At 37.7% G+C, this 16,551-nt stretch carries 14 protein-coding genes and 2 pseudogenes; 10 read left to right on the top strand and 6 right to left on the bottom strand.

The window, feature by feature from the left end; genetic code table 11:
* Nucleotides 1-456: 456 nt before the first annotated feature.
* Nucleotides 457-546: pseudogene (locus ACFWE9_RS20855) on the top strand (RDD family protein); the annotation flags it as partial.
* A gap of 269 nt (nucleotides 547-815) precedes the next feature.
* Here the strand turns inward: ACFWE9_RS20855 and ACFWE9_RS20850 are convergent.
* A complete protein-coding gene (locus ACFWE9_RS20850) occupies nucleotides 816-1,055 on the bottom strand; it encodes a hypothetical protein (protein WP_230155515.1) in 240 nt (79 codons plus the stop codon).
* Nucleotides 1,056-1,896: 841 nt separating this feature from the next.
* Between ACFWE9_RS20850 and ACFWE9_RS20845 the strand changes: the two genes are divergently transcribed.
* Nucleotides 1,897-4,176, top strand: a complete 2,280-nt coding sequence (locus tag ACFWE9_RS20845; protein WP_230155517.1) for a HelD family protein — start codon at nucleotides 1,897-1,899, stop codon at nucleotides 4,174-4,176.
* 18 nt (nucleotides 4,177-4,194) lie between these two features.
* Here the strand turns inward: ACFWE9_RS20845 and ACFWE9_RS20840 are convergent, their stop codons facing one another.
* Nucleotides 4,195-4,716: a GNAT family N-acetyltransferase gene (locus ACFWE9_RS20840; RefSeq protein ID WP_230155519.1), complete on the bottom strand. Its 522-nt coding sequence runs from the start codon at nucleotides 4,714-4,716 to the stop codon at nucleotides 4,195-4,197.
* 141 nt (nucleotides 4,717-4,857) lie between these two features.
* Here ACFWE9_RS20840 and ACFWE9_RS20835 point away from each other — a divergent pair, with 141 nt between their 5' ends.
* Both ACFWE9_RS20835 and ACFWE9_RS20830 read left to right on the top strand, forming a co-directional pair.
* Complete coding sequence (locus tag ACFWE9_RS20835; protein ID WP_230155527.1) at nucleotides 4,858-5,049, top strand: hypothetical protein; 192 nt, start codon at nucleotides 4,858-4,860, stop codon at nucleotides 5,047-5,049.
* 81 nt (nucleotides 5,050-5,130) lie between these two features.
* Nucleotides 5,131-5,544 carry a hypothetical protein gene (locus ACFWE9_RS20830; RefSeq protein WP_230155529.1) on the top strand — a complete coding sequence of 138 codons (414 nt, stop codon included), beginning with the start codon at nucleotides 5,131-5,133 and terminating at the stop codon, nucleotides 5,542-5,544.
* A 99-nt stretch (nucleotides 5,545-5,643) separates the two neighbouring features.
* On the opposite strand, the gene ACFWE9_RS20825 is transcribed toward ACFWE9_RS20830, so the two are convergent.
* A complete protein-coding gene (locus ACFWE9_RS20825; protein ID WP_377358566.1) occupies nucleotides 5,644-6,831 on the bottom strand; it encodes an alanyl-tRNA editing protein in 1,188 nt (395 codons plus the stop codon).
* A 316-nt stretch (nucleotides 6,832-7,147) separates the two neighbouring features.
* On the opposite strand from ACFWE9_RS20825, the gene ACFWE9_RS20820 reads away from it, so the two are divergent.
* The 3 genes and pseudogenes from ACFWE9_RS20820 to ACFWE9_RS20810 all read left to right on the top strand — a co-directional run bounded on the left by ACFWE9_RS20820 (nucleotide 7,148) and on the right by ACFWE9_RS20810 (nucleotide 11,340).
* Nucleotides 7,148-8,770 carry a GGDEF domain-containing response regulator gene (locus ACFWE9_RS20820; RefSeq protein ID WP_377358564.1) on the top strand — a complete coding sequence of 541 codons (1,623 nt, stop codon included), beginning with the start codon at nucleotides 7,148-7,150 and terminating at the stop codon, nucleotides 8,768-8,770.
* A gap of 249 nt (nucleotides 8,771-9,019) precedes the next feature.
* Nucleotides 9,020-9,892, top strand: coding sequence for a CvfB family protein (locus ACFWE9_RS20815; RefSeq protein WP_230155537.1), 873 nt, complete (start codon nucleotides 9,020-9,022; stop codon nucleotides 9,890-9,892).
* A gap of 127 nt (nucleotides 9,893-10,019) precedes the next feature.
* Nucleotides 10,020-11,340 (top strand): annotated as a pseudogene (locus tag ACFWE9_RS20810) (IS3 family transposase).
* Between the two features lie 77 nt (nucleotides 11,341-11,417).
* Here ACFWE9_RS20810 and cotJC read toward each other — a convergent pair.
* From cotJC to ACFWE9_RS20795, 3 genes are read right to left on the bottom strand one after another with little or no spacing between them, the layout of a single operon-like run.
* On the bottom strand, nucleotides 11,418-11,987 hold the full coding sequence (gene cotJC / locus ACFWE9_RS20805) for a spore coat protein CotJC (protein ID WP_230155538.1): 570 nt from the start codon (nucleotides 11,985-11,987) through the stop codon (nucleotides 11,418-11,420).
* 12 nt (nucleotides 11,988-11,999) lie between these two features.
* Nucleotides 12,000-12,266 (bottom strand): spore coat protein CotJB, encoded by a 267-nt coding sequence (locus ACFWE9_RS20800; protein WP_230155539.1) that lies wholly within the window; start codon nucleotides 12,264-12,266, stop codon nucleotides 12,000-12,002.
* Nucleotides 12,267-12,500 carry a spore coat associated protein CotJA gene (locus ACFWE9_RS20795; RefSeq protein WP_230155541.1) on the bottom strand — a complete coding sequence of 78 codons (234 nt, stop codon included), beginning with the start codon at nucleotides 12,498-12,500 and terminating at the stop codon, nucleotides 12,267-12,269. It abuts the gene before it with no gap.
* 256 nt (nucleotides 12,501-12,756) lie between these two features.
* On the opposite strand from ACFWE9_RS20795, the gene ACFWE9_RS20790 reads away from it, so the two are divergent.
* The 3 genes from ACFWE9_RS20790 to ACFWE9_RS20780 all read left to right on the top strand — a co-directional run bounded on the left by ACFWE9_RS20790 (nucleotide 12,757) and on the right by ACFWE9_RS20780 (nucleotide 16,408).
* The gene (locus tag ACFWE9_RS20790; protein WP_230155543.1) at nucleotides 12,757-13,590 is read left to right on the top strand and encodes a 3D domain-containing protein; all 834 of its coding nucleotides are present in this window, start codon (nucleotides 12,757-12,759) and stop codon (nucleotides 13,588-13,590) included.
* 357 nt (nucleotides 13,591-13,947) lie between these two features.
* A complete protein-coding gene (recQ, locus tag ACFWE9_RS20785) occupies nucleotides 13,948-16,071 on the top strand; it encodes a DNA helicase RecQ (RefSeq protein WP_230155545.1) in 2,124 nt (707 codons plus the stop codon).
* A gap of 130 nt (nucleotides 16,072-16,201) precedes the next feature.
* Nucleotides 16,202-16,408: a cold-inducible protein YdjO-related protein gene (locus tag ACFWE9_RS20780; protein ID WP_230155547.1), complete on the top strand. Its 207-nt coding sequence runs from the start codon at nucleotides 16,202-16,204 to the stop codon at nucleotides 16,406-16,408.
* Nucleotides 16,409-16,551: the final 143 nt, after the last annotated feature.

Genomic DNA, 16,551 nt, shown 5'->3' with positions numbered 1-16,551 from the left:
GTATTAAGTTCGGCTGTATTTTCTATTAAACAAATAAAAGTTGTAAGAAATCATACGTTATCTTTAAGAAGGGAAATTTTTCTCTTCTTTTTTTATGCATAAATAAGAACGAATGTTCTAAAGTGGAGTTATAGAATGAATGGAGATGTTCTTATGTCTATAAAAGATCGCGGGAAGCTAAAGTGGCAAGGATTCTTTATGCTTGAACATATTAAAATACTAAAAGGTTAAAATTAGGATTACTATCGTCAAAAAAAACCATTAATAGATGAATACCAATTAGAAGAGTTTGAGAACAAGATACATACTGCTATGGAGTTTGCTTAGCTGGTGAAGTTTACCATGTGGGAAGATGATTTTGATTGCGATTATAGGGTGGGTACTTCGAATAGATCGGTTAACTAAGAAAATTCATTTAGAGTTGGCGAAAGAAAAGGGACATAGTATAAAGATTAAGTTAGTGCATTAATGGTTGGCATAAGAAAAGATCACAGAGCCATACATGATTTTATAGCAGGTACATACGTGACTACAAATAAACCTTGAATAATTGATAAGCAGTTTAATAGCTGCTTTTTTTGTGCGTTTGTGCGAAGGTACAAATTCATGGAAAACCCTTAATTTAAATGAAATCTAGGCAAAATAAAAAGGCAAAACAAATCGAAATTTGTTGCTTGGTGAAAAATGATGTAAATGAATATTTCAGAGAAAACCACGGTAGAATATCTAATCCATTAAACATTGTTGCTGTTAAAATATTTTTATACTACTTTGGTGGTTATGCAAACGCACCAAAAAGCACTTAACATAAATGGTTAAGTGCTTTTATTATTCAATACTTCCTTATTTTGATTAATGATTATTTTATTTCTTAAAATCATTTCTTTATTATTAAGTCCAACATTCGGTTCTGTGGTCTTATTCACCTTTTCTAGGAGTGATACTACGGATATTTCTAACAATTCAGGAATAGACATATTTGTTTTTGAAGATAATACTTCAAGTTCATGGATTAATTTAGGGGATAGCATTGGTTGTCTTTCATTGATTTCCATGATAGTACCCTCTTTCTCGGAAAATTGTTTAATTGTACTTTAAGTATATATTGTGAGTTTCAAACGAAACATTAAATTACAGTTATTTATGTTAAGAATTGATGACAATTGTAGAAGGAAGGTATAACAAGCACTTTACCTTAATGGGAGAGTGCTTGTTCGTGTTGTCTGATTCTTTTGTTGGGACCTAGATGAATAATCCTGGCTATAGCTGATTTCCTGCTCTTTCTTTATCCCTGAAACGATAAAATGAATCTGTATGCCCGTTTCTCCATGGATATCGTGAAGTTCTGCCTTACCCATTCCATAACCTTGAGTCTGATTCAAATTGCAAAAGTTCGTATTTTTCATTTCGAAGAAGCATTGGGCATATTAAGATCCCTTTTCCAGGCATTCCTAGTTCGTAAAAGGGGTTTGAAGGAAGAGCAGTGAAGGGTCTTTTTTTCCAATCGGGCTTTAAAAAAATTCATAGCATATCATTAAGAATAAAGAGGTAAGTATAATTGCCATTTTCATTAATATCCAAGAGGTGAAATAAAATTAAACATCCTTCTCCCTGTATGAAGTTATTTTCCAAGATGATTGTACGATCTTTTTTGTAAAGTAGACATTCATTCTCCTCCTGAAAGCATCGAGGTGCTCTTTTATCAATCAACATATGGCAATATCCACTCTGGAATATATAGTGTATTTCTCTCGTTATAAGGAATATTTGGGGGTGAATTTAAAGGATATAACTCTATGTGTTCAGATTTGTCAACCATTGGGTTTTCTGATAGTATAAATATCCATTTCGTCTAAGCATCGGCTTTTTTAATTATAAATAAAAGTGGAAGGGAGAGTGGGTTTATTGGGAAGCCACCCCGATTTTGAACAGGAACGCCAGCGGCTGGATTTTACTAAACGTTATATAGACGTAGTCATTAAAACATCAGAAACCAGCAAAGATCAATTTCAAAGGAATATGCAAGAAGCTTTTGGTGATGCCGATTGGTCTGAGTCCGGCTTATATTCTCAGTTGCTGACGACAGCCAACTTTTTTGAAATGTCAAAAACTGAATTAGAGGGCTTACGTAAAGCACGTAAAAAGCCATATTTTGCAAGAGTGGATTTTGAAAGGAATGATGGTGATAGCGGTGAAGTGCTTTATTTCGGAAAAACCTCGCTTTATCAGAGAGAAAGCCAGGAACAGATTATCGTCGATTGGCGATCCCCGATTGCAAACCTATATTATGAGGGGCGGATTGGTGAAATTGAATATGAAGCGGAAGGGGAAACATTTAACGGGAACATCACTTTAAAGAGACAGCTAATGATAGAAGATGGCGTCCTGGAAGAGGTTAGGGACATAGATTTAACAACAACCGATGAGTTGCTGCAGGAATCCCTTTCTAAAAGTTCCAGCAATCGACTGACAGATATCATTACTACGATTCAGGAAGAACAAAATAAAATCATTCGTGCAGATTTGAATAAACCAATCATTGTTCAGGGTGCAGCAGGCAGTGGAAAAACAACAATTGCTTTACATCGGATCTCATATTTCATTTACCATTATAAAGATTTGTTCGACCCAAGACAATTAATGATTCTTGCTCCGAGCCGTGTGTTCATCGATTACATATCTGAAGCGTTACCTGAATTGGGTGTTGAAAAAGTAAAACAATTCACATTTTCCGAATACGTGCAGTTAGCGATAGGAAAGCAAATAAAGCTTGTAGCAGATGATAAATTAACTCGAATGCTGGAAAAAGATGATGAAGAAATAAAGGTCGCTGTCTGGATATCAGGTTTAAAGGGCTCGCCAGCATTTAAATTAATTTTGGACGAATATGTGAAGGATATTTTCAGGGGGTTTCATCCGGATGAGGATTTCTATTGTGATAAATATCGCATCTATTCGGCTAAGAAGTTCATCAGATTATTAGAAGAGGATTATTGGTACTTGCCGTTATACACCAGACTGGATAAACTGAAGGCCGTTTTAAAAAGTGAAGTGAAGATGAAAAAGAATATAATGCTTGACCGGGTTATTGATTTTTATGAGGCCAAAATTGAGAAGGCGCTCTACAAGAATATCGATCCAGTCATACGCAAGGATTTTGTTACAAAATGCCTCGATAAAAAAGAAGAGCGGATCAAACAGGTTCAAAAGGCGATCCGTACTTCGGTAAAAGGCTATTTTAAACAATTCAAAATTAAGGATCTTCTAACGTACTATCAGGAATTATACGAAGACCCCGAGCGACTGGCCTTCTACAGTAACGGTAAACTTACTTTTGAAGATGCCGGTGCACTATGTGAATATAACCATAAATTATTTTCTGATAAAAGTTATGAAATGGAAGACTTGGGTGCATTATTGTATCTACAGGAGCGCCTTTTTGGTGTGGACAAAGAAAACAAAGCAAAAAATGTCGTCATTGATGAGGCTCAGGATTATAGTTTCATGCAGTTGCAGGCACTTAAGACGGCAGTGGATACTGATATGTTCACACTTGTAGGCGATCTTGCACAAGGCATCCATTCATACCGGGGATTGCAAACATGGGAAGAGGTTCACCGTCGTATTTTTCCACGGGCGACGTATACCGAATTACAAAAAAGCTACAGAACCACTGTAGAAATCATGAAACAAGCTAACCGAATCCTTCAATTATTAACATATGATTTCCCTGAAGTTGAGCCTGTTGTCCGTCATGGCAGAGAACCGGAATTCATTTCCATTGAAAAGGATGGTTGGGAAGAAGAGTTGATCGAGCTTATTGATAAACTAAAAGGGGAAGGATTTAAAACGTTTGCCGTGATTGCCAAAACGATGAAAGATTGTAAACTGGCAAACGAGAAACTAACTGGAGTACATCAAGGCTTTCATTTAATTGATGAAGGGGGAAACATTCCGAAAGACAAAACGTTAATTGTCCCCTCCTATTTAGCCAAGGGTTTGGAATTCGATGTTGTATTTGCAATATCCCTGGAAGAAGTGTATTGCCGTGAAAAAGAACTTGATATTAAATTGCTTTACGTCACAATGACAAGGCCATTGCACCGGCTTTATTTTTTAGGCAATGATAATAAGGCTTTTCTTATAGAGAATGGAGAAGAGGAGGCTGGTAGGTAACCGACCTCCGGGTTATGCTCACAAATGCAACAGGATATCTTGAATGTCTTCCCACCCATAACCGACTTCGATAAGCTCGATGCCAGCCATTTTAACCGTTTTTTCAGCAATGACTTGACCACCGAGGGCCTTGTAAAAACCGCAAGAAGGATTATCCTTTAATGCCCAGATGATTAAATTCTTATGTTCCATTTCCATTAGCTCATGTATGACCGCTTTAATCATCTTTCGGCCGAGTCCTTCTCTTTGATATTCTTTTAATATATAAATCGCATAAACTTCACCTTGAATTAGCGGATCATGCGTTTGTTCAGGTCCGCCCGCAGCAAAACCGATGATTTCGCCATTGGCATTTTCCGCTACAAAGGTGGCGCTATGCAGCATTTTTAAATTCCTTTGCCAATTTTTCTTTCTTGCTTCAATGTTCAAAGAAGACAAATATTGATTCGGCAATATTCCTGTATAAGTCGTTTGCCAACTGTTTATATGTACATGAGCTATTCCATTTACATCGTTTTCAGTAGCTTTCCTTATATTCATAAAAATCACCTTCTGGTTTTAGTATTTTTCTTAGAATATCATGGTAAAAGTGAATAAGCATGTAATTTATGTTTATAACTACACTAGAAAGGATAAGAAATAAAAGAGCGATTCAACCAGATGAAGGGAAGGATGAGAAAGATGAAACTGAAAGTTGGTTTTTATTTTCCGGGTGGTAAAGAAATAGAGCATGAGGTAGAAGGCGATGACTCCACTCAAATGATTTCAAATATTCAAAAGCACCGCTATTATAATTTAGTTAAAGGCGATTCCCATTATGTAGTGGATACGGAAAAAGCAGCTTATTTTTCTGTAACGGAAATATCGGATTGAGAATAAACCGCATTGGACATTTGTTCCATTGCGGTTTATTCTTTTTGGTATGGGAATACCTGAAAAGGAGTAAATGAACACATGAAAATTAATTTTACTAAAAAACAATATGAAACATTATTCAAAATGGTTCAGTACGGATATTGGGTTGCTTCCGATACTGAAAATAATAAAGAATTCAGTGAGTTGGAACAGTATCTCAATTCCTATGCCAAAGATTTCGGCATGGATGGAGTTCATTTTGTGAAGGAATATGGAATTTATGATTTAAGCAGGGAACTGGAGGATCAACTTCATCAAGTCATAGATGAATATGAAGAAGGGGTGTTCAGGGATAAACTAGCTTATCACATGGCGAGAAAAGAGTTTGCAGAGGAATCGGACAACCATGAATATAGTCAAGAAGAAGCGTTTAAACGGATCATGGAGCTCGAAGAAAAATATCATGTTCATATTGAAGAACAAGGGTTACAGAAATTGAAACTAGAAGAATAAGATGGAAGAATTAGGAGGGAGGACAGAAATGGTCCTCCCTCCTTTATTAAAAAGATTACAGTTCATCCTACAATGGGAACCGACTCTTTCGAGAAGATTTTATTCACCGGAATCTTGGCGGAATTTTTCAATTGTGAATTGGTAAAATGCGATTAAGTCATTTTGTGTTGCAAAACCTGCCTGTGCAGCCTGTTCACTTCCTCCGCCTCTCCCATTAAACGGACCTAACTCAGCTTTAAAATATTGTCCGCAATGTACGGGGAAGGACCCGCTGTGCGAAAGCATTACCTTTTGTTCCTTCCGTGAAGCAAGTAATACGAGCACCTTTTTCTTTTTAACGATCGTAGCTGAAAGGTATTGCAGTTCTTTCACTGTGCTATCTTCGAAAATATGAGAGATGAATCCTTCTTTATTTGCTGCAAGTATGGAATCAGCGAGAAAGTTTGCATTTTCAAGCTTTAGTTTTTCGTTCGCTGATAGCAGCTGATTGTAGTCACTTTCCAGCTTCTCCACCCTATTGAAGATCTCTTTACGTCCGGTATTGAATTTATTCGATAAGGCTGAAAGAATATCAAGACTTTCGGAAAAATCGTTCAATGCCCTGAATCCGCACTTAAAATAGAGGCGGGTAAGTTCTTTTTGCTTTTCTGTTTTGAAAATTTTAATTAAGCCAATCTCCCCGGTTCGCTCTACATGGGTTCCACCGCAAGGGTTATACTCAATCCCTTCAATTTCAACAATCCGGATGTTTTCAGTCACTTTTGGCATTTTGACGACAGGTAGCTTTTGTAACTGCTCTTTTGACACATAATATGTGAGTAATTCGTGATTCTCAATGATATATTGATTAACCTGCTTTTCAGCAGCAATCGTATTTACTTCGGTCCATCTGGATTCAGTTATATCGATCGTTAAATATTCCTTACCAAGATGAAAGCTGACTGTATTCGCATCAAACAATTCCCGGCAGACTGCCGAGAGTAAATGCTGGCCGCTATGCTGCTGCATATGATCGAAACGGCGAGACCAATCAAGTTCACAGTGAACAACCTTGGAAACTGGCCTACTCTCAACCTTATGAAGGATATTTCCATCATCGGTTTTTATAACGTCAAGAACAGTGATTCCTTCTATTGTGCCAGTATCTGAGGGCTGACCGCCCCCTTCTGGATAGAAAGCCGTTTCATCAAGGGTGATGTAATAAAAGCCATTCTCTTCAATGCACTCCAGGATTTTTGCATCCCATTGGGAAGCCTTGGAGGACGTGTAATACAATTTTTTTGTCATAATGATACCCTATTCCTTTCAGTTAGTCATTAAATTATAACATCGTAATACCTATACATAAAAAGAACAATTAGAAGATCAGTCGGGTAAATAAGTAATCTATATGACATATTAAAAATAAATTGTGTTAGATGGGAAAATTCTATTTATAGACAAACCTTTATGATGTAAAATATTCCTGAAAGAGGATACTTTAGACCTAAATATCGATAATGCAAAATGTATTTATAGTTAAAAAGTCCTTATGATTAAGAAATGTTAGTAAGATGACGTAAAATTCACATTTGTAAATTAAGAAAGGGTCAAGTGATTAGAAGTGAATCTTGCAAATATGGAAAATTACAAAAATAGCTTATTTGAAAATATAAAAAACAAGCTTTCTGCTTGGCTAGAGCTGGACGAAGCGGAGACGATTCCGAATCAAGAGATATTCCGTTTTCTGCATTCAATCAAAGGGACGGCAGGAACGCTGCAATTATGTGGACTTATGGCAATCATCGAAAAGCTATTGGAAGGAATTGATGAAGAAAGTGCAAGAGTCTGGAGTCGATCGGACCTTAGGAATTTCCTTTTTGATCTCATTGAACATTCATATGATTATGAACGTTTTGATGAAGTTGAAATAAAAGAAAAGCCTGTCCGCGATTCTCAAGCCCCGCTCATTCAAATCATTGATGATGACATCTCCATGTTGATTCTATTGAAAGATCTTTTGGAGGAAAAGGGATGGATGGTTATCACGAATGCCGACCCAGTAAAAGCGACAAAGCATTACTTTGAAATGCAGCCGGATTGCCTGATTCTTGAAATACAGTTACCTGTAAAGGATGGGTTTCAGATACTTCAGGATATTCACCTACATAATGAGAAATATTTCATACCGAAAATCATGATCAGCATACAGAATGATAAACACTCCCGTATAAAAGCATTCAAGATGGGCGCGGATGATTTTATTGGTAAGCCGATTGATTTCGAAGAGTTTATTGTCAAAATGGAAAGGCATATACAGCGAAAGAAGATTTTTGATCAATCGGTCCTAATCGATGAGTTGACACAGGTATATAATCGACGATTCCTGGAAGATACCCTTCCGCGCTACTTTAATGACTATAAACGATCAGGACAGCCGTTTTCGATCAGCATGATTGATATAGATCACTTTAAAAGAGTGAATGATCTATACGGACATTCGGTAGGTGACCATATACTGGTTGAGTTTGCACAATTCATTAAATGCAATATCAGGAGTTCAGATTTACTCTGCCGGTATGGCGGGGAAGAATTCGTCGTTATTTTCCCTGATACTTCGAATGAAGAAGCTAAAAAAAAGTTAACAGGATTAATCAAGGACTTTTCCGCAAAGCCATTTAACCAGAATGATCAAACATTTTCGGTTACATTTTCTGCTGGTGTATTTACGGTTGAAAATGAAAATGTTACGCCGAAGGAGGCTTTTGAGGAAGCTGACAATTCTTTATATGAAGCGAAACGCTCAGGACGTGCAAAAGTGGAGAGCATTCAAAAAAACGGATTCAACAAGAAATCTCTCAATGTGTCAGTTATTGATGATGATATCATTATCCGGACCATCTTAACTAAAGCTTTGCATTCGCTTCAAATTCCCCACTTTGACTTGAATATTGCCGTGTATGAAGACGGTCATTCCTTTTTGAAATCCGATCGAGCAAAAGAAGATATAGGACATTTCCTAATCCTTGATGGAGTGATGCCCATCATGGATGGAATTGAAGTGCTGCAGAAAGTGAAACAAAGCAGAAATGCCGATTTATTTACTGTTTTAATGCTAACTGGTAGGAAAAGTACGGACGATATCGCAAATGCATTGAAACTTGGGGCGGATGATTATGTAACAAAGCCATTTAGCATTAAGGAACTGCAGGCAAGGATAGAGCGTCTGATGACAAAGTTAATTTAAACCATGCCATTTTAGGGATATATGGAGGGGTTACGATTGAGCCTGATTGCTTTGAAGTTGAGAGGCCAATGGGAAACAAGGACAGATGTAGATTCCTCAAACATTCAGTGTAGATGATCAGGTGTAAAAAATAAAAAAAACGTAATAGGTATACAGAACAACAAAAAAATGATAAATTCAATGATGTTGGAAAAATAAATAATTGGGTACAATTGTAGGTAAAGGTAAGTTACAGGAGGATTTATATACATGCAAAAAATTCAGGCCGGTATGGCTGTAGAGCTAGAAGTAGAGCGTAAGGCGGATTTCGGTTGGTTTTTAACTGATGGTTCAGAAGATGTCTTACTTCATCATAATGAAATGAATGAAGGAACCGAGCTTGAGATTGGCGATGAAGTTACGGTATTCATCTACCATGATAAACAAGCCAGGCTAACAGCGACAATGAAAATTCCAGAAATTCAAATTGGTCAATATGGATGGGCAGAAGTTGTCAATGTGAAAAAGAAACTTGGGGTTTTTGTGAACATTGGCCTTTCCAAAGATATCCTTGTATCGTTGGATGACCTTCCGAATATTGATCGTTTATGGCCTGAGGTTGGCGATCGTCTATATGTATCTCTTAAGACAGATCGTAATGACCGCTTGTTTGGTAAACTTGCAACGGAAGATGTAATCCAGGAGATTGCTGTACAAGCTCCATTAAAGGGTATTCGTAACACAACAGTGAAAGGAAATGTCTATCGTTTGCTAATGGTTGGATCTTTCTTTGTTTCACAAGAAGGATATCGCTGTTTCATTCACGAAAGTGAGCGCAAGGAGGAGCCGCGTCTTGGTGAATTAGTTGAAGGACGCGTCATTGATAGTAAAGAAGATGGAACGCTTAATGTTTCTTTATTTCCCTTTAAGCAAGATTTAATGGGCGAAGATGCCGAGGTTATTTTCACTTATTTAATGAATCGCGGCGGTGCGATGCCTTATGGCGATAAAACGCCACCTGATGATATCCAGTTTCACTTCGGTTTAAGTAAGGGAGCATTCAAACGTGCTCTTGGTAAATTGATGAAGGAAGACAAAATTTATCAGGAAGATGGTTGGACCTATTCTTCAGATCGTAAATAAAAAAAGCAGCGGGAATTGAACTATATCCCGGATAACGGACACACATAAAAAAGTGTCCCTTATCCGGGGTTTTTTTATGTTTCAATAGGTGTAAGAGTATGGACGGAGGGTTTCTAAGAGTTAGAATATATATACTGAATTTCAAATAAAAGAACTTGAAAAGAATCCAAATATCATTAGTGCTTCCGAGCGTTCGATTTCCTATATTCCTGAATTTAAAACAAAAGCAGTTAAGGCATATAAAAAGGCGAAATCACCCTCTCAAATTTTTATAGAACATGGATTTAATCTCGAAATAATGGGGAAGGAACAACCTAAGCGTTGTTTACAGCGCTGGCGTGATCCCTTCGAAAGGTTTGGTGTGGATGGCGTCCTTACGGAACGCCGTGGAAAAGGAAGTACAGGACGCCCTTCTTCCAAGCCACAATCTGTAGAGGATCAACTTAGGAAGGCCGAATCGAGAATCAAATTTCTTGAAGCAGAAAATGACTTCCTAAAAAAGCTGGAGGAGTTAGAAAGGCGGGCGTTGAAAAAGAAATAATTCTATCTGCAGCTGAGAAGTTCTATCTGATTGAAAGAACGATCAGGACATACCAGTTAAAGAAGGCTGTTTCCTATCTATGCAAATTGGCTGGTGTAAGTCGAAGTGGCTACTACGATTGGTTAAAGGCAGCTCCAACCCGTGAGCTACGAGAGGACCAAGATGATTTGGACATAGAATTAATTAAAAATATATTCCTCAGTAAAAAGGAAAAAGTAGGCGCCCTTCAAATCAAAATGGTTATGGAAAATGATTATTCGGCCGTCATGAATCATAAGAAAATCAGACGGTTGATGGCAAAATATAATCTCTTCGCAAAAATCAGAAGTGCTAATCCGTATCGAAAGATGGCTAAGGCAACCAAGGAGTACCTTACTTGTCCTAACCTTCTTAATCGTGAATTCAAACAGAAGGAGCCAGGGGAATTCTGCTTACTGACATTACCTACCTTTATTATGGAAAGGGTCAAAAAGCATATTTGTCCTGCGTAAAAGATGTGGCTACAAAAGAAATCGTTACGTATCATTTATCAACGTCATTAGATATGAATATCGTTTATGAAACTTTAAACAAGCTACGGCAGGCAGTGGAACACGAGTTCCATCCGAGTGCAATCCTGCATTCTGACCAAGGATTCCACTACACCCATCCGTTATTTCAAAACAAAGTGAAGGAACTTGGGTTAGCCCAATCCATGTCCCGTAACGGAAACTGTTGGGATAATGCGCCGATGGAAAGTTTTTTTGGCCACTTTAAAGATCTAGCAGAATATAAAACATGTACGAATTTAACGGATGTGAAGGAAGAAGTTGATCGTGTTATAGAAGAATACAATGAGTGTCGTTATCAATGGGGACTAAAGAAAATGGCCCCGGTACAATACCGAGACCACCTATTAGCCGCTTAGGCACTTTTTTTATACTGTCCGAATAATGGGGCATAGTTCAAATTCCTCCGCTGCGTTTTTTCATGTGAATCTCATTATTAAAAAAACTTCTTTTTACCTTTTTCTTCTTTTAATATTTCCACTGCCTCTCTGAATCTCATGGAATGGACAATCTCCCTCTCACGCAAAAATCTGAGTGAATCATTGATATCCGGATCATCCGAGATGTCAATCAGCCACTGATAGGTTGCTCTTGCCTTCTCTTCAGCGGCAATATCTTCATATAAATCAGCAATCGGGTCGCCTTTAGCTTGAATATACGTGGCAGTCCACGGATTTCCTGCCGCGTTCTGATAAAAAAGAGCACTATCATGATTGACATAATGTTCCCCTAGGCCGGCTGCTGTCATCTGCTGGGGGGTAGCGTCCTTTGTAAGTTTATAAATCATCGTGGCGATCATTTCTAGATGGGCGAATTCTTCCGTTCCGATATCCGTTAACAGGCCAATTACTTTATCGGGAATTGTATAACGCTGATTTAAGTAACGGAGTGCTGCAGCCAACTCACCATCTGCACCTCCATATTGCTCTATCAAATATTTAGCTAATCTAGGATTACAGTCCCTGACTTTAACCGGATATTGCAGCTTTTTTTCATAAACCCACATAGATATCTCTCCTTATACCTGCCATGGCCATGGGCCTTGGCTCCATTCCCATTTATTTTCACCGCCTGAACTGTTTCCGAAGCCCAATAATGGACCATATTTAGGCTCAAAAACCGATTTCAATTGTTTTGAGTATTCATGAAATTGGTTGAATTGCTGCAATGCCTGCTGGTCGTTAGGATGTGTATCCAGATAATGAGTCAACTCGACCAGTACAAAATCCGCAGCTTGGATTTGCTCAAGCAACTGATAATATTCATCATCCAGTTTATTTTTCATTTATGTCTCCCTTTCCCGATACGGATTATCATAAAAATCGTAAAAGAATTTCCAAAGTGTGCCATACTTCAGAGCTTCTTCTGGTGTGAATTGTTCCAGATTAGGCGGTTGAAAATTAATATACAAATTGGGAGGTGTTCTAAAGTATTTTCTCCCAATAGGAGTGCATGGATCAAATTTGCTATGGAAAGGTTTATATGACTTGACTAAAGTAAAAGTCTTTTCGCGTGTCAAAAAATATACCTCCTTTATAAAGATATAGCCTTTAATAATTATGCAAGAGTAACATTTTATATGACTCCAAGTGATTGAAAAGGAAGGGTCTGGTAGATTATTAATTATCAGAATATTAAGACTAATCGTTATAGTCTCGTTATCTTACTGAGATGTTTGTCATCTATTCTTTATCTGTTTGTTCTTTGTATAGAAAAAAACTATGGTAAGATTGGTCTCGTAGCTTATAAAGTAGCTCACAAGGAGGTAACAACATATGAAAAAATCAATCTTATCGTTAGCGGCAGCGGCTGCTATATCCGGTGCATTCACAATTCCGGTACAAGCAGAAGATGTCAAAGTGAAAGATGGAGACACATTATGGGGGATATCTCAAACGTATAAAGTATCAATAGAAGATATTAAGTCTTGGAACGATTTGTCTTCAGACACGATTTATGCAGGGGAAAACATACATATTTCTCAAGAAGAGCACTATAAAGTCAAGTCTGGGGATACCTTATCGGAAATTGCAGACAAATATGATGTAGCAGTAAAGGATATTAAATCTTGGAACGGTTTAAGTTCAGATACAATCCATCCAAAACAGGAACTTGTCATTAAACCGGCGGCTAACAAAGTCGAAGCAGCGAGTGTAGGGCCTGAGCAGAAATCAGAGCAAGCTGCACCAGTTGAAAAAGCAGAACCAGTTAAAAAAGCAGAACCAGTTGAACAAGCCAAACCAACTGAACAAGCCAAACCGGTTGAACAATCAGAAAAAACAGACACAAATAATGAATCCAAGGATCAAGCAGGTGTAGAAAAAGAGCTAACGGTTAGAGCAACTGCTTATACGGCTAGCTGCCAAGGATGTAGCGGCACGACAGCTACAGGAGTTGACTTGAAAGCTAACCCGAATGCAAAAGTAATTTCCGTAGATCCATCAGTCATTCCACTTGGATCAAAAGTCTATGTCGAAGGTTACGGCTACGCGACAGCTGCTGATACAGGCAGTGCCATCAAAGGAAATAGAGTGGACATCTTTATCCCTAATGAACAAGATGCTAATAATTGGGGCGTTAAAAACGTTAAAGTGCAAATCCTGAATTAAATTAACCATGCCATACATGTTTATATATTGAAAAGAGTAGACAAAAAGGTTTCGGAATGGACTCATTCCGAAACCTTTTTGATTTTTTATTGGATGGGAAGCAGTGATAGAGAATAGTGAATGGATACGTAAAAATAAAATTGATTGGAACGGGAGTACGATACTCCGGACCGCACACGAAAAGCGAGTGCCTGCAACGGAAATCAACGGTCATATATTAAAAATTTAAAAAACTGTAGACACAGAGAATGAGTCTACTCTTTTTGTGCTTTTGGTTCATGGAAAAAGCAGGTACAATGAAAGTAATAAATCTTTATCTTTATATGTCCTTGCAAGGTAAATAGGAGGAGTAGTAAATTGATGGAAAAAGCACGTGAATATTTACAAAAATATTTTGGTTATGAATCATTTCGAAAAGGTCAGGAACAAATTATCGAACAGGTGTTAGGAGGAATAAATACAGCAGGAATCATGCCTACTGGCGGAGGTAAATCAATTTGTTATCAGATTCCAGCGCTTCTATTACCTGGTGTAACACTCGTGATATCCCCACTTATTTCCTTGATGAAGGACCAAGTTGATGCCCTCGAACAAAACGGGATTGATGCCACATTTCTTAATAGCTCCATTTCAGGGTTAGAATCTTCCAATAGAATGAATGATATCAAACAAGGAAGGTATAAGTTGGTTTATGTGGCACCGGAACGGTTGGAAAATCCTTCATTTCAACAAGATTTAAATAACGTGGAAATTTCATTGGTGGCCATTGATGAAGCGCACTGTATATCTCAATGGGGTCATGATTTTAGACCAAGCTATTTAAAAATCAAAACTTTGTTGAAAAATATGCCATCTGCTCCGACTGTTCTCGCATTAACGGCAACAGCCACTCCAAATGTGACAGATGATATATGTCATTCGCTTGGAATATCAGGGCAACATACCATATCAACGGGGTTTTCCAGAGATAATTTGTTTTTTTCAGTCGTTAAGGAAGAAAATCGCGGACGGTTTTTAATGCGCTATATAGAGAAAAACAAAAATGAGTCGGGTATCATATATGCAGCCACGAGGAAAGAAGTCGATTCATTGTATGACAAGCTTAATAAAGCCGGTTTTCTGACAGGTCGATACCATGCTGGCATGAATGAACAAGACCGTTCGGAACAGCAAGACCAATTCATTCGTGATGACGTTCCCTTGATGGTTGCGACATCAGCCTTTGGGATGGGAATCGATAAGTCGAATGTTAGATTCGTCATCCATTACCAAACTCCAAAGAATATGGAGAGTTACTATCAGGAAGCGGGACGTGCTGGGCGGGATGGTTTGGATAGTGAATGTATTTTATTGTACTCTCCCCAGGATATACAGATCCAGCGTTTTTTGATTGAACAATCAAATCCATCTCAGGAGAGGCAATCCCAGGAATTGATGAAGTTAAATAGAATGAAGGATTATTGTTTTACTGAAGGGTGTTTGCAAGCTTTCATTCTGCAATACTTTGGTGAAGAAAACCCTGAAGATTGCGGTCATTGTGAAAATTGTACAGATAAACGTGACTCTGTTGAAGTAACGACACAGGCACAGATGGTCCTTTCATGCATGTTGCGAATGGGCGAGCGATTCGGAAAAACGATGATCTCTCAAGTGCTTACTGGTTCACGCAATAAGAAAATTGAAGAGTTCGGTTTTCAGAAGCTTTCGACCTATGGAATCATCAAAAATCAATCGGCTAAGGATGTAGCTGATTTCATTGATTTCCTGACAGCTAAACAGTATATCGAAATGACAGGCGGGCAATTTCCAGTTCTTAAAGTAACCAATGCTGGCAGGGAAGTGCTTTTAGGACAAAAAAAAGTCCTCCGTAAAGAAATAAAACAAGTAAGCAGCATCAGTATTGATCATGGATTGTTTGAAGAATTGAGGCAGTTAAGAAAAGAAATGGCTGCCAAGGAAAATGTACCGCCGTTCATTATTTTTTCCGATGCATCTTTGAAAGACATGGCCGCCAGATTGCCGAGGACGGAACAGGAATTCCTTGACGTCAAAGGGGTTGGCACCCAGAAATTCGAACGCTTCGGTGCCGTGTTCTTAGAAGCGATTTCAAAATATGTACAGGCACATCCTGAATTAGAAATGAATACAATGGTTACAAAGGAAACGCTAAAACGAAGTACTAAACCATCTCATTTAGAAAGCTACCGCTTATATCAGGAAGGGAAATCGATCAAAGAAATTGGGATATTAAGAGGACTGTCTTCCATCTCGATTGAAAATCATTTATTGAAGTGTGCAGAAGAACACTTAGAGATCAAATGGGAAGAGATTTACTCGAAAGAAGAGTATCAGCTTGTATTGGAGACTGCCAAACAATTGGATTCTGAAAAACTTAAACCACTAAAAGAAGCTTTACCTGAGCATTTTTCATACTTTATGATTAAAGCGATCATGATGAAAGCAGGATTAGAACAGGAATAGGTTATATGGTAATGTAATTTTTTTCATGGAATAAATAAGAATTTGATTTAATGCGTATACTAGGAATGATCAAAGGGTGAAATAACGTGCCTTTAATCAGAGTATTTATATAAAAAAGAGGAGGTTGCTCATGTATTTTGGAAAAAAGAATTCAGAGGAACCAGAAATCATTATGGAAGATACGATTGTATATGCGTGCGGATCGGATGATTGTAATGGATGGATGAGAAAAGATTTTGCTTCTGAAAACTATGATTGCCCAATGTGTGGTAGCCAATTAGTTGAAGAAGTCAGGGAACTTCCGAAAATTGAAAATGAATATAATGCGTTTAAATAAAAGAGGTGAATATTGCCTCTTTATTTTTTATTTTCACGACAAAAAATAATGACGAAGTGTTACCTTTTCGTTATAGACTTTACATATAAATATAAATATGCTATTATAAAGTTTCAGTGTTATTAAAAGAAAACACTAGAGGG

Origin of the sequence: Peribacillus sp. NPDC060253, assembly GCF_042727425.1 — a bacterium.
Lineage (GTDB): Bacteria > Bacillota > Bacilli > Bacillales > DSM-1321 > Peribacillus.
This window is presented reverse-complemented; position numbering and strand designations above follow the sequence as displayed.